A 19,503-nucleotide genomic window follows, 5' to 3' on the forward strand; every position below is an offset into this window, starting at 1 on the left:
TTGTTAATAAAAATTTTTTGCTCCCATATCACTTAAAAACAGTTTTAAGTATTCACCAAGTACGAAGCTATTTTCAGCAGTCCTTTAATGAAGTAATCAGCGATATTAAAAACAGAGCATAGAAAAGGTAATTTGGTCTTGCACATTTCAACCTTGATAACGTGAATGAATTGAATTCAAGTAAGAACGGCTGATTAAGATATCCTGACCCTCTTATTAAACAACAGGATGAAGTATCATCCATATACCACCGCATACTAAACCAGCAAAAACTACAAACCCAATAAATGAATTCGATTTGAAAAGTTTTAAGCATTGTGAGTTATCATCTATATCAAGGACTTTAATTTGAATAAACATATGAATACTTGCAACAAAAATCCCCAAAAAACTAAGAATGGGAACTTGTGCCAAATAAAATGCTAAACTGACAAAAAACACAAAACCACTATACAAAAACACCAAAGCACATTTAGTGGCTTTACCAAAAAGAAGTGCTGTAGAACGGACACCAACAGTAGCATCATCCTCCTTATCTTGATGCGCGTAAATTGTATCATACCCTATCGTCCATAAGATAGATCCTATATAGAGTGAAATTGGTGCCCAATTCAGGCTTCCACACACAACGGCCCACCCCATTAATGAACCCCAATTAAATGCAATACCTAAAAAAAACTGTGGCCAATCTGTTATACGTTTCATAAAGGGATATACTGCAACTGCTATCAATGATGAAATACCTAGAAAAAAACTATATCGGTTAAATTGCGATAAAACGCCCAAACCAACCAAACATTGCACCAATATAAAAACCTTTGCCTGAAACCGACTCACATGCCCTGTTGGTAATGGACGAGAACGTGTTCTCTCTACCTGAGAATCAATCTTATGATCGATAAGATCATTCCAAGTACATCCTGCCCCTCGCATCGCTATAGAACCTAGAAAAAAAAGAAAGAGATACCAAAACCAATGAAAGAGCATTGATAAAAGAGGATGTTGATGCACGTCATAAGAGAGAAAGGCCATTGTTGTTGACCAAAAACAAGGCCACATCAACAATTGCCATCCAATAGGTCGATCCCAACGTGCCAATTGTGCATAAAACCACAAAGAAGGTGGTAGAAAATGGTAAACCCATTGTTTGGAAGATGCATCCATCACGCGTCCCCGCCTCTTACAGGATTGAACATGTGCAATATTTTTACTTTTTTTCATCAAATAACTCTACCTTTAGTCTTGCGATACAGGTATTTCATTCTTATGACAAGAAAACACATTTAATCATCTTCTATGATAGGAGCAAGCAATGAACATCCTTCTTATCGGCTCAGGTGGACGAGAACACGCTTTAGCATGGAAAATAGCAGCATCACCACTGTTAACAAAATTATATTGTGCTCCTGGAAATCCTGCAACAATGAAACTGGGTGAAAATATTGATTTGAACATTAATGATCACCTTCTCATCATTGACTTTTGTAAAACACATTCTATTGACTTTGTGATTGTTGGGCCAGAAGCACCACTCGTTGCTGGTATAACAGACTCTCTTAATAATGCTAATATATGCGTATTTGGACCGACTCAAAAAGCTGCTCAGTTAGAGGGGTCAAAAGCTTTTACGAAGGATCTATGCCGTCAAAATAACATTCCTACAGCTTCCTACCAGTGTTTTAATGATGCTGTAAAAGCCAAAGCCTATATCCGTCAACAAGGGGTTCCCATTGTTATTAAAGCCAACGACTTAGCTGCCGGAAAAGGTGTTGTTGTTGCAACAACTCTGGAGGAAGCATTTAACGCAGTTGATATCTGCTTCAAAAGTACCTTTAGTCATGTAGAAAAAAAAATTGTTATAGAATCTTTCCTTGAAGGTGAAGAAGCAAGCTTCTTCTGTCTTTGTGATGGTAAAATCGCTCTTCCCTTTGGATCTGCACAAGATCATAAACGTGTAGGGGATGGTGATATTGGCGCAAATACCGGTGGAATGGGAGCTTATTCACCAGCTCCAATCATGACTAAAGAAATGGTGAATCGTACCCTTAAAGAAATTGTTGAACCAACTCTATACAGTATGAACGCAATGGGGGCCCCCTTTAAAGGTATTCTCTTCGTCGGATTAATGATAACGCAAAAAGGGCCTGAATTAATTGAATTTAACGTACGATTCGGTGATCCTGAATGTCAAGTTTTAATGATGCGCCTTGAAGAGGATATTCTGCCACTTCTTCTTGCAGCGGCTCAAGGAAATCTTGAAAAGAAATCTCTTCAATGGTCTGAAAAAACTGCTTTGACTGTTGTTATGGCCGCCAAAGGTTACCCAGATTCACCTCAAACAGGTACTGTTATCCGCAATCTTGACACAGTAAATGCTTTGCCTGATGTGAAAATTTTTCAAGCCGGTACTGCATTGCGTAATGGAGAACTCATTGCGAATGCGGGACGTGTTTTAAATATAACAGCAACGGGAAAAACCGTTACGCAAGCTCAAAAACGCGCCTATGAAGCTGTCGATTCCATTGATTGGCCAGAAGGTTTTGTCCGCCGTGATATCGGATGGAGAGCTGTTGCACGAGAGACTTAAACACTTTGAACATTTCTTTTTATGATTTAATCATTTCACATAAAGAGCATGATGCATAAATCTGCTAACTGTTTTATATTTCTTGTTTTTTTGGAAAAAATAGTAAATTTTCTTTTTAAAAAATGAAATATTATAAATAAGCTCTTCACGCCCACCAGATAAAATGAAATTAAACAGATTTCGCAGCAGGACTACGGCATTTTGGATCCACCATTTATAAAGAAGCTTTGCATATTCAAGATTCAGAACAAATGTCACGGCCTGTTACTCTCTTCGCCTAGAGAAAACCACGAATTTCTTCTCTTATCACTGAGCAATGCTTTAAGGATACTGCAAAGTCAAAGAAACACCTCTAACACAAGTGCTTATTGCAAACCCATCTTGTCAAACAAAGCTCTCATTACAACCAACGAAATATAAAATAAATGCATATCGTCGTACTATAGAAACAAATGAATGCCTATCATCAATACGGCTGTAGAACAACCCGTTTACCGATCACCAAACGTAAACCCAGTGAATTGCTATAACGAAGTAAAAAACGCTTTTGTTTAGAATGCAATGTCATACAAAAAAAACGACGCAAATCAAAACGATCTTTAACAACCATGATGCGATTATCTTCATCAATCATAAGCATAGGAAGGTCATAAGTATCTGCCCATAATCGCCAATCTAGCAGAACATTATTCAAATCTCTAGAAACTAAAAGCGGGATGCATACTTCCTCATCTGTATGAAACAACTCTAACGCAACGGCTCTTTCACCTGAACGCATTTTTACAGTGCGTGCCGCAATTCCTTTAAAATGATAAGATGGTACTAAATGTGATAAACTTGAGGGAGTGTCTGTTTTAAACAAAACACCACGTTCACTTAACGAACAAATTATTTTATTGCCCGTTTTTGATGAAAAATATGCCGTTGTTTGTGGCAAATGGCACGGATCTAACCGAAATTCAAGCACCGCTTTTGCCTGATTAAAGCATTGATTAGCCATAGACAGTGTCCCAATTTATCTTAAACAATATACACCTTTTAACAGCTTTTCGCCATTGGATTATTAAAAGATGGAATAAAAAAACAACTGGTTTCTTTTTTGGTTATTAAAATCTAAATAAAAAGGCATGATACACTGCACCTCTCTTTAAATCATAATATTTTTCCAGGATTCATAATCCCTAAAGGATCGAGCATTTTCTTAAGCCCCTGCATAATATCCAACGCAACAGATGATTTGAAAGTATGAAGTTCCTCACGCTTAAGTTGACCAATTCCATGTTCAGCAGAAAAAGCACCCTGATAGTGCATTACTAAATTATGGATGTGATGATTCATTCGTGACCATAACTGCAAAAATGCCGCAGTATCAGCTTTCACAGGTTGGGTTACATTATAATGCAAATTTCCATCACCCATGTGACCAAAACAAACCACCCGTGCACCTGGAGAAATCTCTTCAACAATACGTGCTGCTTCCGTGATAAAATCAGGGATAGAAGAAAGAGGGACCGCAACATCGTGCTTAATGGATGCTCCCGCTAACTTCTGTGCAGATGATATACTTTCACGCAATTGCCAAAAAAAATCTTGCTGCTTTAAGGATTGCGCAATAACCGCATCCTCTATCATAGAATCCTTTAGAGATTCTTCCAAAATAACACTGAGCACTGATAATGCTTCACCATCACTCTGCAATGATGAAATATTGATCAATACATACCATTCATGCTCATGCTCAAGAGGAGACCTGTCACACATCTTATAGTCTAAAGCCATTTGCAAGCTGAGTTTGCCCATAAGCTCAAAACCAGTCAACATCCCCCCTCCGTGATTTTGAGCAAGAGATAAAAACTCTAGAGCTCTCGCTGGACTGTGTAAACCTACCAAAGCAACTGCTTTTCCTTTGGGCTTTGGAAAAAGCTTTAAAACAGCTGCTGTTATAATGCCTAAAGTTCCTTCGGCCCCAATAAAAAGATTTTTCAAATCATAACCGCTATTATCTTTTCTTACAAAACGTAAATCATCCAAAATACGACCATCAGGTAAAACGACTTCCAAGCCAAGACAAAGTTCTCGCATATTGCCATAAGCTAAAACAGCGGTCCCTCCAGCATTAGATGAAAGATTTCCCCCTATCTGACACGAACCTTCTGAAGCCAAAGAAAGAGGGAAAAAACGACCTAATTTATCTGCTTTTTCCTGTAGATCCTGTAAAATAACACCCGCCTCCACCACAGCAAAATTACCCTCAAGATTTATACATCTTATCTTGTTTAATCTTTCCATGGATAAAAGAATACTCTTTCCACTCCCGTCTGGTTGTTGACCACCCACAAGACCTGTATTTCCCCCCTGCGGCACAATCGGTGTGCGTGTTTGGCTAGCTAATCGCATAATTGATGATATTTCTGTACGAGAAGAGGGACGTAAAAGTAATGGTGTTTTTCCATGAAAAAGTCCGCGTTCTTCAAGCAAATAAGGAGCAATCAACGCCTGATCTGTTATAGCGTGTGCTGTACCAACAATGCTTCTAAATCTTTCAATTAATTCCTGCTCCATCTTCATTTCTCTCTTGGAGCCGCAGCACGTATGAGACGGTCGTTAATAGCCTCACCTAATCCGTATGAGGGTATAGGTTCCACCGCAATCGATTTCACCTTGAATGAATCCAATTCTCTCATGTATTGAAATAAATGAGAGGCTGCCTCTTCCAATTGTCCACTTTCGCTAAGATTTAAAATTGAAACAGCATTTCCAACCCCCATAATACGTTTGGGACCAAATGCTAAAAGCGCTTCATCACTTTCTACCTCTTGCACATTCAAACGAAGCGCTGCATTGGGCGCATAATGCGATTTTAACATCCCTGGTGCCTCAATCATCGCCCGTTGATCTATGCGTTTCAGGGACTTCCCCGAAACCTTCTCAATTTCTTCAGCCGCAAACCCTCCTGGACGCAAAAGATAAACACTTTCACCACAAACTTTAATAATTGTTGATTCAAGTCCTATTTTAGAAGGTCCTCCGTCAAGTATCAAAGGAACTGATTTCCCTAAAGATGCGAAAACAGCTTCAGCGGAAGTAGGACTAAGACGTCCCGATTGATTCGCACTAGGAGCAGCAAGAGGACGACCAAAACAGCGTACAATTTCTGCAAAACAGCTATCTGGAAAACGGATAGCTAATGTATTCAAACCAGAAGTGGTTAAAGGATGAATATTATGTTGTGCCTTTAAAGGTAAAACTAATGTCAAGGGCCCTGGCCAAAATGCTTCCATAAATTGACGCGAAAGAAAGTCAATTTCAACGTAGCGTTCCGCCATATCGATGCTGCTTACGTGAGCAATAAGAGGATTAAATTGTGGACGCTTCTTAATGGCAAAAATAGAAGATACTGCTCTTCCATTGGTTGCATCACCTGCCAATCCGTAGACAGTCTCTGTCGGTAGAGCTACTAACTTCCCCTGTTCAAGAAGTTCAACCGCCTTCTTTATCGAAACACTATTGAGAGGATAAATTGTCATGACATATCATCCCTGTAGCGCTCTTTGAGTGGTGCAAAACTATAACGATGTAATCCCACAACGGGCCCATATTTATCAAGAGCTTCACGATGCGTTAGCGTTGCATAGCCTACATGCTTCTCTAAACCATAATCTTTATAAACTTGTCCCGCACATTCCATCATTCGATCCCGCGTTACTTTAGCAATAATCGATGCTGCTGCTATTGAAATCGAACGTTGGTCACCTTTAATCAAAGCAGTCGCTGGACATGGTAGCTCAGATGGAATATCACGTCCATCAATGAGTGCATAATGAACTGGAACTGCTAATCCTGTAAGACAGCGACGCATGGCTTCTAAAGTTGCTTTTCTAATATTAGACTGATCAATCGTACGGGCGCAAAGACTAGCAAGCGAAACCGCTAATGCACTTTGCAAAATTTCATTATACAATTTCTTACGTTGTAGAATAGAAAGTTTTTTTGAATCATTCATCCCCTCAGGAATACGGTCTTTATCCAAAATAACTGCTGCTGTTACAACAGGCCCTGCAAGCGGACCACGTCCTACTTCATCAACGCCGGCTATATGAAAAAAACCCTGTTTCTGCAAATCCAATTCATAGGAAAAATTTGGTTGAAGTGGTACATTAAACATTTTTGATAAATCACAAATATAATAAAATAGACATCCATTTTTGCAAACTGTCTGTTTTTTGCAAGCCGTATAGTAAAAATAGATTAGCAAATAACCTTATAAACTCCTGTACAAGGACAGAAATAAAAAACCACTTTTAGAAGTCTTCTACACTGCTAGCCGATTCTTCCTGCTTAAATATTAGCCTAACATGGGGCAATTTGATCGGAAAAAAACAAAAAATATCTCTTCTCCGTATAGCTTCTCCCTTGCACATAATAAAATCGTTACCAAACAAAATTTTTACCCTCATAGTTTATCTCTCAAATTTTCCTAAAGTCATGATAGGTTTTACAAACCAATTTGGATACATCGATTTAATAAAAAGAGCTGCCCTTTTGGCTGCTTTTTGATCTTTAAAAATACCAAAGCAAGTTGCCCCTGTTCCAGACATACGAGAAAAAAGAGAACCACACTCATCTAAAAGCGATAATACTTGTGTTAATTGCGGCGCGATTTTTAATGCAGGAAGAAAAAGATCATTACGCGTTTCTCGTAAGGCTTCAACTAATGAATAAACTGTTTTCAGAGCGGCTACATCAATTTTCAAAGAAGAATTATCATGTTTCTCCAAAGCCTTAAAAACAGCTTTCGTTGCAATTTGTTGTCCATGATTTACTAACACCATTGCAAGAGAACAAGCTTCTGGTAGTGGTATAATATCTTGACCAATTCCTTGCACAAAAAGCGGCTGCTGATATTCTAATGCAAAAAGACACATTGGCACATCAGCACCAAGAACTAAGCTCATTTCTGCTAATTTTTCATAAGAACAATCAAGATTCCACTGTTGACGCAATATGCTTATAACACCGGCCGCATTACCTGAACCGCCTCCAATACCTGAAGCAACAGGTAATGTTTTAACAAGCTGAAAAAAAGCAGGTTTCGCTTTTCTAGGAAATGTCTTGCACATAAAATCACGTGCGCGAACAACTAAATTATCTGCATCAGAAACAAGATTTTTAGAAAATGGACCTTCTAAAATAAAGCGATCACTTTCACAAGGAGCATAACCTAGACAATCACCGCTAAGACTAAAATAAACCAAACTTTCTATTAGATGATAACCATCGGCACGTTGCCCAACAACATGCAAAGCTAAATTTAACTTAATAGGTGTAAATACATAACCCTGCACTTTGAACAAAGTCCGTACATCCGGTATCATCTAAGGTAATATGCACCTGTACATGAATCTTTTACCAACGCGTTTCCTTCTTTTATATTCGACTGAATTCTGTATAACACCCCCCTCGCATGTCCTCTGTCATCGTTTCCTTAAACAAAGAACAAATATGGGAAGCTATTATAAAACTGAACATACCCCATTCGCATCATTTCAACTTTTTTCTTACAATCATTCCTCGATAAAATTGCCCACTCTCTTAATTATTTATTGAATTGTATATCCAATCACAAACCATAACGTTGCCAAAGTGCACGCTCTTGTGCTGCCATCAATGCACTATCAACCGCTGTATAAGCTGCATGAGCAGTAATCCCTGAAGGAACTTTAGGTCCTAAAAGACTCTTTGGAGGTGTAATTAATCGAAGCTTGGTATCATCCCCAAACCGCTCTTTAATAACAGAACGCACATCATTCAATCCATCAATGAGTCCAAGTTCAACGCTTCTCTTTCCACTCCAAAACATTCCTGTAAAAATATCTGGGTCATTTGATAACTTCTCTGCACGCCGCTCTTTAACCAAATCAATAAAAGTTTGGTGAACTTCGAGTTGTAAAGACTTCAAATGCTCAATATCTGCCTTCTTTTCAGGCTGAAATGGATCTAATGTAACCTTGTTCTTTCCTGCTGTGTAAACACGCCGTTCAACACCAATTTTCTTCAAAAGTTCAGGAAAACCAAAGGACGCTGCAACGACTCCTATAGAACCAACAATCGAAGAAGGATCAGCAAAAATCTCATCCCCTGCACAGGCAATCATATAGCCACCTGATGCCGCTACATCTTCAACGAATACAAGCACTTGTTTCTTTTTTTCCTCCGCCAAATCACGAATACGCTTGAAAATAAAACGTGATTGGACAGGTGAACCTCCAGGAGAATTGATAAGAAGCGCAACAGCTGGAGCTTTTTTGTGTGCAAAAGCCTTGTCTAAAAGATTAGCACATCTGACTAATGAGAGTGAACGCGCGACTGGACTTGTTGAATCCATAATTGTTCCATGAAGACGCACTACAGGAATTTCAAGTGTATTAGAATAAAAACGATGTGGAATAAGATTTTTGATACAGCCCATCAAAACAAAATTTCCTTTATGAGTTAGAAGCAACTAAAGAAACAAGGGCAAACAAAAGGACAGACATAACTGAACCAAAATGTAAGTATACAAGTCCAAATTGCATTTCCAAGAGAAAATTCACCCAAAATTAAATCTCCTTTTAAAGATTCAATTTGATTCTAAATAATAAATTGAAAAACGCAAGATATTATTAAAAAATTTCCCACAAGCTTATACGCCCATTATTAATTGCATCAACCCGCGGTGAAAAAGCATCCTTATTTTCCTCATGCATAATCAACGGAGGAAAGAGAGATAAAGCCGCTTTACTTCCCCGTTTTGCATAAAGTAAAATACGCATTGCCGACTTTGTAGCACGAGCATGAACAGGAATTATACAGATCCCACCAAAACGCCCTTCTAAAGCGTGCAAGATATCACTCAATGAATGCGGACGTGCAATTAATCCTAAATATCCACTTGGCTTAACAATTGCCGCAGCACTCCGCAACCAATGATCAAACATCGATTCAGACATAACACGTGCTTCCAACTTTTGTTTATCGGGTGTTTTGCGATCCATAGGGCTGTTAAAAGGCGGATTCATAATCGCAAAATCAAAAGAATTATCTGCCAATCCTGCTTTTAAGCGATTCTTACCTTTGCACGTGACATCTGCTTCTAATAAACAAATTCTCTCAGCAAGTTTTTCATTTTGTTTTAGCATAAGCGTTTTTTGCGCGTAAGATATCATAAAAGCTGACCGTTCAACTAATGTAACATGAACGTTTAGACAACGCGAAGCAACTGCCAACCCCGCCGCTCCAGCACCAGCGCCTAAATCAACAACCTTTCCTTTTAAATTGTTGGGAACCAAACTGGCTAATAACATAGCGTCCATGCCAGAACGATGACCATATTTACGGGGTTGAACCAAATAAAACTTTCCGCGATGAAAACTATCAATTGTTTCATCACTCTGATTTGTTGTTTCATCCATTTGAAAGCCTAATGTTCCTCTTTAATAAGTTCATTTTTTCCTATCAATTGCTGTTTAAATAAAAATATTTCAAATTTTTCTTACAACTTCATAACAACAAAATTACATAAGCTTAAAAAATATCCTTTGCAAATACCATCCCAAACTTCCACTCCAAAGCAACATCAAAAGCTTGTGTCAAAGTAAAAGCCCCTTTATGCTAGTGGGAAAAATAGAATCCATATATGTCCATTGCAATACTCTAAGGAGTAAACACATTGAGTGTCGTTAAAAAAATAAATCAGACAGAAAATAATCAAAACTCTCTTCAATCTCTCATCAATCTTACCCAACATGATATGGAACAGGTCAATCAATTTATTCTTTCCATGGCAAAATCAGAAGTTGAAATGATTCCTGAAATTTCTACTCATCTCATCTCATCAGGTGGGAAACGATTACGCCCTATGATTACATTAGCTTCCGCTCATATGTTCGGTTATCAAAGTAATGGGCATATAAAACTTGCAACAGCCGTTGAATTTATGCATACCGCAACCTTGTTACATGATGACGTAATTGATGAAAGTGATTTACGACGTGGAAAATCTACTGCACGGGTAATTTGGGGAAATCAAGCAAGCGTACTCGTTGGTGATTTTCTTTTAGGACAAGCTTTTAAAATGATGGTTGATGTTGGTTCTATAGAAGCACTTTCTGTTCTAGCAAACGCTGCTGCAATTATTGCTGAGGGAGAAGTTATGCAACTTTCTGCGGCAAAAAATATAGAAACCAGCGTTTCAGACTATCTCAAAATCATCAACGCAAAAACAGCAGCACTTTTTTCAGCTGCCGCTGAAGTGGGACCAATTCTTGCTGGCTATAAAGAGAAAGAGCGCTCTGCATTGCGTGAATATGGAACATTGTTAGGATTAGCTTTCCAATTGATTGATGATGCTCTTGATTATGGTGGCACGTCTCAAAATTTGGGAAAAAATACAGGAGATGATTTTAGAGAAGGAAAAATTACAATGCCTGTTATTATCGCATATGCACGGAGTAACACGGTAGAAAAAGCATTTTGGAAACAAGCTCTCGAAAACGGCAATAATAATGATGAAGCCTTTGCTCACGCGCAACATTTAATAGAAAAATATGACAGCCTCACAGAGACAATAGAGAAAGCACGTATCTACGGTAAGCGCGCAATCGATACGCTTGCGTCGATAAACAAAAGCCCTGCTCGCAATGCTCTCATGGAGACTATTGATTTTTGTATTGCGCGTATAAACTGATTATTTGCAAGAATTATAATATTTTTCAATAAAGTAATTGGATATGATCTATAAACTATACAATCGATTGATTATCTTGAAAAGGATTAGCTCTATGTGCAGTGCAACAGTATCCCGCTTTTTTACCCTCTTTATCGCGGGTATCATGCTGATGCCCATGGTGACCTACAGTAAAATAAATGCCTCTACAAATACAGCATCATTTACAGGCGCCTATCTAGCTGGAAGGGTTGCAAATCGTGAAAATAAAACAAATCTTGCAATAAATTATTTTAAACAAGCCCTCACTTATAAACCTGATAATATCGAAACACAAAAAGAACTCCTTGAATCTATGCTCTCTGTTGGAACCTTCAAAGAAGCTGTTCAACAAGCAAAAAAACTCAAAGAGCAAGGTATCATAACACCCTTTGTTTCCTTAACCTTATCGATAGAAAGCCTCATCAAAAAAGACTATCAAAATGCCAATCTTCTTCTACAATTAAAAGCACCACCTAGCCCTGCTAATAATCCAATACCTGAACTTATCGGAGCGTGGGCCGCATTCGGGGCTGGACAACAATCTCAAGCAATCGCTGATCTTGAAAAAATTCAAGGTCCTGCTTGGTATGAACTTTTTATACGCTATCATCTTGCTTTGATGAGTGATCTGGCAAAACACACGCAAGATGCAAAAAAATATTTTACTCAAGCACTTAATAACCGACAAGGTCTCCTCATAGCTCCTAATACCTATGAACGTGTTGTCATAGCTTACGCCTCATTCCAATTGCGTAATAAAATGCGCAATCAAGCCATTCAGACTCTCAAGCACGGCGAAAAAATATTGCAAGGCCGCGAAATACTCAAAAATATTCGAGAAAAAGTGGAAAAAGGTGCTTATCTAGAGAGATTGGTTCAAACACCTCAACAAGGAGCGGGTGAAGTATTGTATAACTTTGGCACAGCTCTAAACCACAAAAACTCAGGACAAATTGCACGTATTTTCAAACAATTATCTTTAGTACTCTATCCGCAAAATGATGCAATATTGTTCCAACTAGCAAATATTTCTGCCAGACTAGATGACCTTAATCAAGCAATAAAGCTTTATAAAGCTTTATCACCTAGCTCCCCTTATTATCGAGGTGGGCAATTACGGCTTGCATTTATTCTTGCTAATAACAATAGGCACAATGAAGCCATCAAATTACTTAATGCATTAAAGAAAAGATTCCCCAATGATCGCCATATTTTGATAACGTTAGCAGCTGTTTATATGCAAGAAAATAAATTTTCTGAGGCTGCTAAAACTATGAACCCTGCTATTGCAAAAATAACCAATTTTCAACGTGATGATTGGCAGCTTTTTTATCAACGCGGTATCGCTTTTGAACGTCTACAGCAATGGCAAAAAGCTGAAATTGATTTGCGAAAAGCACTTGAATTCGTCCCCGATCAGCCACAAGTCCTCAACTATTTGGGCTATTCACTTGTTGAACGTGATCAAAAACTTGAAGAAGCGCTCCATATGCTGCAAAAAGCTTCCACATTACAATCTCAAAATAGTCATATCCTCGATTCTCTAGGATGGGCTTATTACAAGCTTAAGCAATATAACAAAGCTGTTCAGATATTGGAAAATGCTGTCAGGTTACAACCTGAAGATCCAACATTAAATGATCACTTGGGCGATGCCTATTGGCAAGTTGGACGCAAACGTGAAGCAATATTTCAATGGAACCACGCAATTGATGGAGAAGCAAAAAGCTCCAAACAAATTCGAAAAAAACTGAAATTCGGCTTACAATAAATAACAATACTTGACCATAACCCTACGAAACAATAGACAAGTGTAGAAAGTAAAGTCCTTTTGGTTGCTGTCTATTGATTAAATGTTAAAAGAGTATAAAGCGTGAAACTGCCTGAACATCTCAATCCAAAATATTCGTTTCAAGGACTTATCTTAACTTTGCAAAATTATTGGGCTCATTATGGATGTGCAATTTTGCAACCTTACGATATGGAAGTCGGAGCTGGAACTTTTCATCCAGCAACAACACTGCGCTCGCTAGGTCCTCGCCCTTGGAAAGTGGCTTACGTCCAACCCTCTAGACGACCAACAGACGGACGGTATGGTAAAAACCCAAATCGTTTACAGCACTATTATCAATTCCAAGTGCTTATCAAGCCCTCCCCCCCCAATTTACAAGAACTTTATATCAAGTCTCTAGAAGCTATCGGTCTTGATACAAAGCTTCATGATATTCGTTTTGTTGAAGATGATTGGGAAAGTCCTACCCTCGGTGCTTGGGGACTTGGATGGGAGTGTTGGTGTGATGGAATGGAAATTTCTCAATTTACTTATTTTCAGCAGGTTTGTGGCATTGAATGTGCTCCAGTTTCAGGGGAATTAACCTACGGGCTTGAACGCCTAGCAATGTATATACAGGGTGTTAATAACGTTTATGATCTTAACTTTAATGGTTTAGAGAACGAAAACAAAATAACTTATAGAGATGTTTTTTTGCAAGCAGAGCAGGAATATTCATACTATAATTTCGAATTTGCCGATACGAAACTGTTACACCAGCATTTTATCGATGCAGAACGCGAATGCATTGCACTTCTTGAAGCTGGAAAACCAAATAAAGAAAATGATCAACATCTGTGCGTTTTCCCAGCTTATGACCAATGTATTAAAGCCAGCCATATCTTTAATCTTTTACAAGCACGTGGTGTTATTTCTGTAACTGAGCGACAAAGTTATATTCTTCGTGTTCGCGATCTCGCACGCCGTTGTGGAGAAGCTTTCTTACTCACAGAAGCTGGTCAAATCACACTAAAGGAAAAATCGAATGTCTGATCTTCTTCTTGAACTTTTCAGTGAAGAAATCCCTGCGCGCATGCAACGAAAAGCTGCGGCTGATCTCAAAAAATGTCTTACGGAGCAGCTTGTAAAAGCAGGCTTAAATTATAAAGCTGCTCGAGAATATTGGACGCCCCGTCGTCTAACCTTAGACATACGAGGTCTTTCTCTATGCTCAAAAGATATTCATGAAGAACGGAGAGGTCCCAGTACAAAATCACCACAGCATGTCATTGATGGTTTTCTACGCTCAACGGGACTGAGCGATATTTCTGAAGCAGATATCGCACATGATCGTAAAAAGGGCGATTTTTATGTTGCAAAAATCATCAAAAAAGGCCGCAATGCAGAAGAAATTATTGCTGATATTTTACCAAATATTATTCATAACTTTCCATGGCCGAAGTCTATGCGTTGGGGCAAAGATTCAGCAAAAAATGGGGCTCTGAAATGGATTCGATCTTTACAAAACATTCTTTGCGTCTTTGGACCAGAAATTGGTGAAACACATGTCATCCCGTTCACCATCGGTTCTCTCAAAAGCAATAATCTAACCTATGGTCATCGTTTCTTAAGTGAAGGAAAACCATTCCAAATCCGCCGCTTTGATGATTACATCAGCAAACTTGAGTCCCATAAAGTTATTCTCGATGCAGAAAGGCGAAAAGATATTATTTTGGCGGATGCCCAAAATCTTTGTTTTGCAAACGGTTTAGAATTGATTCAAGATAGCGCCCTTTTGGAAGAAGTTGCAGGCCTCGTTGAATGGCCTGTGGTCCTTATGAGTAATTTCGATAAATCTTTTCTTGATATACCTCCAGAAATTATTCGTTTGACCATTCAAGCTAATCAGAAATGTTTTGTAACGCGCAAACAAAGCGAAAAGATCAAACTCTCTCATCATTTTATTCTCGTCTCTAATATCCTTGCAAGCGATGAAGGCAAGGAAATTTCTAAAGGAAACAGTAAAGTTGTCTGTGCTCGTCTTTCCGATGCTCTCTATTTTTGGCAAACAGATCAACACAATTTGCCCGATATTAAGCATTTAGAATCTTCTGCAAAAAAACTTGATCTTGATTTGAAAAAGCCTCTTGATCAAAGAATGGCACGATTGGATCATTTAAATGTAACTTTTCATGCAAAATTAGGTACACAAGGGGCAAGGGTAGAACGCATCACTGCTTTGGCACAAAAAATTGCCCCTTTGGTGCAAGCGGATTCGCTTTTAGCTAAACGTGCTGCAGTGCTTGCAAAAGCTGATTTGCAAACAGAAGTTGTCGGAGAATTTCCTGAACTACAAGGTCTCATGGGGCGAAAATATGCCCTTCTTCAAGGAGAAGATCCCCGTGTAGCTGAAGCAATTGAAGATCATTATAAACCCCTAGGCCCCAAAGATCGTATTCCGCAAGAACCCCTTGCTATAACAATTGCACTGGCCGATAAAATTGATACGCTTGTTGGTTTTTGGCTAATAAATGAAAAACCAACCGGCTCAAAAGACCCTTATGCATTAAGACGAGCAGCATTGGGAATTATTAGACTTGTTCTTTTGCGTGACTGGAAAATTAATCTCATGCCCCTGTTTAGTTTGGCAGCAAATCTTTTCTTACAACAAAAAAATAAAAATGAAGCATTTCAAAGAGGAAATACGCAATTACAAAATCTATTTATGGAAAAAACAGAAGAGATTTTATCAGATCTGTTAGTGTTTTTTCATGAACGTTTGAAAATCTATCTAAAAGAGGAAGGTGCTCGTTATGATACTCTTGAAGCAGTCTTGAATAAAAAGGCTGATGATTTTTTGTTAATTGCTCGCCACGTCGAAGCACTGACTGCCTTTATCAATACACATGATGGGAATAACTTTTTAGGTGCTATAAAACGTACTGTGAACATTCTTGAAAATGAAATTCAAAAAGATACAGTAATAGCAAACAAAATTGACCCTGAGCTCTTTATTGAAACAGAAGAAAAACAACTTTATCAAGCAATCATTGAAATAGAAAGTAAAATTCCTCATCATATCAATGCAATAGACTTGTCACTCGTACTCAATATACTAGCTCCACTCGGAGAATTTATTGATACATTTTTCGAAAAAGTATTGGTGAATGATAAAAATCCCAATATTCGCACTAACCGTTTTGCTCTTCTCAAACGTGTCCATACCATTACAACAGAAGTAGCGGACTTCTCGAAACTTGTAATTTAAAACCTAAAAATCCTATAAATTGAAAAAATAATATTAAACTTTTGTGTGATGTTCATAAGAACCCAATAAGCAGAAAACATGTTTTTTAAGAACACAAAGAGATTATAAACATCTTTTTGCGAGATATCAAAATTCAACTCTTAAAAAAACAGAGGATTTTTTCATCTCTCTTAAATTCAAAGAGGTAGACCAAATTTAGCCATACATTCTAATAAATTAGCGATTTATCAAACAAAAAATATGACTTTTCTATCATTTTATAAACTTTCTCTAATCTCACACTACATCTACCTCTTCTTGTTAAGAAAGTCACATACTATAGTAAAATTATGTAAGATGCACATATTGATCGTACTCAACGAAAGAATATTATGGAACTGACGAAACGAAAGAAATGTTAATCATTACAAAAATGCACTGACATAACCACTCAAATAATGTGCCAAACTCATATATTCAACCCATTCAAAAAATAGAATATGGTAATAATTCCACACTGAAGAACGCTTGATCTTTATCAACAACCATAAAAAATGCCATCATATACCTTCCTATAACTGCTATATCAATACTGATAGGAAAAATATTAATCAAAACCAATGAGATAAGTTGTATCAACAATGGTTTCAGAAAAAAAATTGTAGAATTCTTGAAAAATTACTCGCTAATTTTTTTTCACATTTCTGAGGCCACTGTATCGGTTAAAATACCTTTTATACTATCCTGCTCAGAAACAATGATCCTATAACAACAAGAAAAGACTGTTCTCTATTCTTTTATTACTCTAACAAACAATATCGCTTATAACTGCTTTGTAGATTCATCGACAAAAACACCCTTCAAGATGATCATTAACAATCCCTACCGATTGCATAAAAGCATAACAAATTGTGGGACCAACAAATGTCCAACCACGCCCCTTCAAATCTTTAGAAAGTCGAAGAGAAGAAGGTGTTATGGGATTAGCCAAAAGTGTTTGAAAATCTACCTTTTCATAACGTTCCGATTGTGGTGGTTGAAAAGACCAAAAATAGTGGAACAAACTCCCCCACTCTGTTATAATTTCCTGTGCTCTCAATGCATTATTAAGCACTGATTGAATTTTTCCTTGATGGCGAACAATACCTTTATTTTGCATCAACATTTGCACTTTTACTTCATCATAATGAGTAATTTTTTCAAAATCAAAGTCATCAAATGCATCTCTAAAAGAAGAGATTTTTTTTAAAATTGTCAGCCAAGAGAGCCCTGCCTGAAAACCTTCAAGACAAATTTTTTCAAATAAACGGCGATCTTCAAAAACAGGTTTTCCCCATTCATTATCGTGATAAGCACAATAAAGCGGGTCAGTCCCTGCCCATGAACAACGAACTTTTCCATCCGTTCCCATGAGAAGCCCTTCATCGAGCCTAACGTTTAACAGATTAAAAGAGTGTTCCTTGCTCATCTTTCTTCGACTTTAACCGTTTGGATTTTAAAGATCTGTTGAGAGCATGATCATGCGTTGAAACACTAATTTCACCATCAAAAAAACGTAATTTGATTTGCCCTGTTTCAGGAAACTGTACCAACCGTTTAATGGGCTTATTCTCTTTCCCCAAAGCCAAAACAAAGCCACGCTCTAAAATATTCTGATACGAAGTGCTTTTTAAAAGTCTAAACGCCACCTCTAGTTCAGCGCGTTTTTTTTCCATATTGCGCATAAAAGCATGATAAAAGCGTACGGTATATTCCTTTGTATTGCGTTGTGCTTTTTCAGTATTCAGCAAACGTGGTGCAAAACGGATAGCAAGTGCGTGAAAATAAAAACGTTTTTTATCATAACTTACACAAAGAGCACGCTGTAATCGACCTGAGACTTCATCAAAACCACGCCGCGGCAAAGCAAAGAGTTGGTCAGCCGTTGGAAGAGCCCGTATAATAGCACGCAATTTTTGTTGATGAAAATCAAAATAACGCGCAATTCCCTTGTGCAAACGCGCACCAAAAGACGCCACATATATCTCGAGATCAAGCTTGACGGGTACAGCCTTTTCTGCTGCTGCTGTAGGGGTTGGAGCACGCCAATCAGCGACATAATCAATCAAAGTCCAATCTGTTTCATGCCCAACAGCAGAGATAACTGGAAGAGTAGATGCATAGACAGCACGAACGACAGCTTCATCATTAAACCCCCATAAATCTTCTAAACTTCCTCCTCCTCGTGCAACAATAATAAGATCAGGTTTTGGAACAAATCCTCCTAAAGGAAGTGCATTAAAACCTTCAATAGCAGCAGCCACTTCACGCCCACTTGTCTCTCCCTGAACCCGGACAGGCCAAACCACAATATGCAACGGGAAACGATCTGATATACGATGAATAATATCGCGAATAACAGCCCCTGTTGGCGATGTTACAACCCCTATAATGCGCGGCATGTAAGGCAAAGGTTTCTTTTTAGCTTCATCAAACAAACCTTCATCCGCAAGCTTTTTCTTGCGATTTTCTAGAAGTGTCATCAAAGCGCCAACTCCTGTTGGCTCAAGTGCTTCAATGACAATTTGATATTTAGATGATCCTGGATACGTTGTCAGTTTTCCAACCGCAATGACTTCCATCCCTTCTTCAGGAGGAAATTTGAGGATTTCCATAAATCCACGCCAAATAACAGCCTCCAACCGTGCCTTATCATCTTTTAAGGCAAAGTAAGCATGACCCGAAGCGTGAGGACCGCGATAACCTGATATCTCCCCACGCACCCGCACATAACCAAATTTCTCTTCAACAACACGCTTTAAAGCCCCTGCTATTTCTGAAACAGTAAATTCTGCTACATTTGTTGTACCTGTTTTTTCACCAAACAAACTTACCATTTTTCAATTCTTTACGCCATTTTCTGTGAATCTTTTTGAAACACAGCATACTTAATTTTATTTTATATCTTTATTCAAAACCCATAGCTCCAACTAGGATATTTGGATTTTAGCCTAAAACCAATTATCAGAGATGTAAATAAAACGAGGATCCATTGTATGAAAATTCATAGGACCGTTACTCCATCCTATAAAATTGTATCAACAACAGTTAAAATATTCAATCTTAATACCCACACCAAAACATCCTTAATGAGCATAGGATTTTTCTCTAAC

At 38.1% G+C, this 19,503-nt stretch carries 15 protein-coding genes; 5 read left to right on the top strand and 10 right to left on the bottom strand.

Annotation, left to right across the window (positions count from 1 at the left end; all coding sequences use genetic code 11):
- Positions 1–216: 216 nt before the first annotated feature.
- Complete coding sequence (ubiA, locus tag AC0QT4_RS06130; protein WP_473200836.1) at positions 217–1,221, bottom strand: 4-hydroxybenzoate octaprenyltransferase; 1,005 nt, start codon at positions 1,219–1,221, stop codon at positions 217–219.
- A gap of 91 nt (positions 1,222–1,312) precedes the next feature.
- Between ubiA and purD the strand changes: the two genes are divergently transcribed.
- Positions 1,313–2,587 carry a phosphoribosylamine--glycine ligase gene (gene purD, locus AC0QT4_RS06135; RefSeq protein WP_473200837.1) on the top strand — a complete coding sequence of 425 codons (1,275 nt, stop codon included), beginning with the start codon at positions 1,313–1,315 and terminating at the stop codon, positions 2,585–2,587.
- Positions 2,588–3,053: 466 nt separating this feature from the next.
- On the opposite strand, the gene AC0QT4_RS06140 is transcribed toward purD, so the two are convergent.
- From AC0QT4_RS06140 to AC0QT4_RS06170, 7 genes are all read right to left on the bottom strand, one after another.
- On the bottom strand, positions 3,054–3,587 hold the full coding sequence (locus AC0QT4_RS06140) for a DUF6101 family protein (protein WP_473200838.1): 534 nt from the start codon (positions 3,585–3,587) through the stop codon (positions 3,054–3,056).
- Positions 3,588–3,739: 152 nt separating this feature from the next.
- Entirely contained in the window at positions 3,740–5,149 is a 1,410-nt protein-coding gene (locus AC0QT4_RS06145; RefSeq protein ID WP_473200839.1) for an FAD-binding oxidoreductase, read from the bottom strand.
- Between the two features lie 2 nt (positions 5,150–5,151).
- Positions 5,152–6,114, bottom strand: coding sequence for an L-threonylcarbamoyladenylate synthase (locus AC0QT4_RS06150; RefSeq protein WP_473200840.1), 963 nt, complete (start codon positions 6,112–6,114; stop codon positions 5,152–5,154).
- Positions 6,111–6,752, bottom strand: coding sequence for a ribonuclease HII (locus AC0QT4_RS06155; protein ID WP_473200841.1), 642 nt, complete (start codon positions 6,750–6,752; stop codon positions 6,111–6,113). The genes AC0QT4_RS06150 and AC0QT4_RS06155 overlap by 4 nt, the downstream gene beginning before the upstream one ends.
- 295 nt (positions 6,753–7,047) lie before the next feature.
- Positions 7,048–7,962 (bottom strand): 4-(cytidine 5'-diphospho)-2-C-methyl-D-erythritol kinase, encoded by a 915-nt coding sequence (locus tag AC0QT4_RS06160; protein ID WP_473200842.1) that lies wholly within the window; start codon positions 7,960–7,962, stop codon positions 7,048–7,050.
- Positions 7,963–8,207: 245 nt separating this feature from the next.
- A complete protein-coding gene (locus tag AC0QT4_RS06165; protein WP_473200843.1) occupies positions 8,208–9,056 on the bottom strand; it encodes a S49 family peptidase in 849 nt (282 codons plus the stop codon).
- A gap of 193 nt (positions 9,057–9,249) precedes the next feature.
- Positions 9,250–10,038: a tRNA1(Val) (adenine(37)-N6)-methyltransferase gene (locus AC0QT4_RS06170; protein ID WP_473200844.1), complete on the bottom strand. Its 789-nt coding sequence runs from the start codon at positions 10,036–10,038 to the stop codon at positions 9,250–9,252.
- A 257-nt stretch (positions 10,039–10,295) separates the two neighbouring features.
- On the opposite strand from AC0QT4_RS06170, the gene AC0QT4_RS06175 reads away from it, so the two are divergent.
- The 4 genes from AC0QT4_RS06175 to glyS all read left to right on the top strand — a co-directional run bounded on the left by AC0QT4_RS06175 (position 10,296) and on the right by glyS (position 16,372).
- Positions 10,296–11,312, top strand: a complete 1,017-nt coding sequence (locus AC0QT4_RS06175) for a polyprenyl synthetase family protein (RefSeq protein ID WP_473200845.1) — start codon at positions 10,296–10,298, stop codon at positions 11,310–11,312.
- A 94-nt stretch (positions 11,313–11,406) separates the two neighbouring features.
- Positions 11,407–13,104: a tetratricopeptide repeat protein gene (locus AC0QT4_RS06180; RefSeq protein WP_473200846.1), complete on the top strand. Its 1,698-nt coding sequence runs from the start codon at positions 11,407–11,409 to the stop codon at positions 13,102–13,104.
- A 102-nt stretch (positions 13,105–13,206) separates the two neighbouring features.
- A complete protein-coding gene (locus AC0QT4_RS06185) occupies positions 13,207–14,157 on the top strand; it encodes a glycine--tRNA ligase subunit alpha (protein WP_473200847.1) in 951 nt (316 codons plus the stop codon).
- On the top strand, positions 14,150–16,372 hold the full coding sequence (gene glyS / locus AC0QT4_RS06190; RefSeq protein ID WP_473200848.1) for a glycine--tRNA ligase subunit beta: 2,223 nt from the start codon (positions 14,150–14,152) through the stop codon (positions 16,370–16,372). The genes AC0QT4_RS06185 and glyS overlap by 8 nt, the downstream gene beginning before the upstream one ends.
- 820 nt (positions 16,373–17,192) lie before the next feature.
- Here the strand turns inward: glyS and AC0QT4_RS06195 are convergent.
- Positions 17,193–17,819, bottom strand: a complete 627-nt coding sequence (locus AC0QT4_RS06195) for a DNA-3-methyladenine glycosylase I (protein WP_473200849.1) — start codon at positions 17,817–17,819, stop codon at positions 17,193–17,195.
- Positions 17,797–19,227 carry an exodeoxyribonuclease VII large subunit gene (xseA, locus tag AC0QT4_RS06200; RefSeq protein ID WP_473200850.1) on the bottom strand — a complete coding sequence of 477 codons (1,431 nt, stop codon included), beginning with the start codon at positions 19,225–19,227 and terminating at the stop codon, positions 17,797–17,799. The genes AC0QT4_RS06195 and xseA overlap by 23 nt, the downstream gene beginning before the upstream one ends.
- Positions 19,228–19,503: the final 276 nt, after the last annotated feature.

Source organism: Bartonella sp. EBT8 (assembly GCF_055796165.1).

Excerpts from the sequence above, each read along its gene's own strand:
- xseA (WP_473200850.1), bottom strand. The coding sequence starts at position 19,227 with ATGGTAAGTTTGTTTGGTGAAAAAACAGGTACAACAAATGTAGCAGAA.
- purD (WP_473200837.1), top strand. The coding sequence starts at position 1,313 with ATGAACATCCTTCTTATCGGCTCAGGTGGACGAGAACACGCTTTAGCA.
- glyS (WP_473200848.1), top strand. The coding sequence starts at position 14,150 with ATGTCTGATCTTCTTCTTGAACTTTTCAGTGAAGAAATCCCTGCGCGC.
- AC0QT4_RS06170 (WP_473200844.1), bottom strand. The coding sequence starts at position 10,038 with ATGGATGAAACAACAAATCAGAGTGATGAAACAATTGATAGTTTTCAT.
- AC0QT4_RS06195 (WP_473200849.1), bottom strand. The coding sequence starts at position 17,819 with ATGAGCAAGGAACACTCTTTTAATCTGTTAAACGTTAGGCTCGATGAA.
- AC0QT4_RS06140 (WP_473200838.1), bottom strand. The coding sequence starts at position 3,587 with ATGGCTAATCAATGCTTTAATCAGGCAAAAGCGGTGCTTGAATTTCGG.
- ubiA (WP_473200836.1), bottom strand. The coding sequence starts at position 1,221 with ATGAAAAAAAGTAAAAATATTGCACATGTTCAATCCTGTAAGAGGCGG.
- AC0QT4_RS06155 (WP_473200841.1), bottom strand. The coding sequence starts at position 6,752 with ATGTTTAATGTACCACTTCAACCAAATTTTTCCTATGAATTGGATTTG.
- AC0QT4_RS06150 (WP_473200840.1), bottom strand. The coding sequence starts at position 6,114 with ATGACAATTTATCCTCTCAATAGTGTTTCGATAAAGAAGGCGGTTGAA.
- AC0QT4_RS06145 (WP_473200839.1), bottom strand. The coding sequence starts at position 5,149 with ATGGAGCAGGAATTAATTGAAAGATTTAGAAGCATTGTTGGTACAGCA.
- AC0QT4_RS06180 (WP_473200846.1), top strand. The coding sequence starts at position 11,407 with ATGTGCAGTGCAACAGTATCCCGCTTTTTTACCCTCTTTATCGCGGGT.
- AC0QT4_RS06160 (WP_473200842.1), bottom strand. The coding sequence starts at position 7,962 with ATGATACCGGATGTACGGACTTTGTTCAAAGTGCAGGGTTATGTATTT.
- AC0QT4_RS06165 (WP_473200843.1), bottom strand. The coding sequence starts at position 9,056 with ATGGGCTGTATCAAAAATCTTATTCCACATCGTTTTTATTCTAATACA.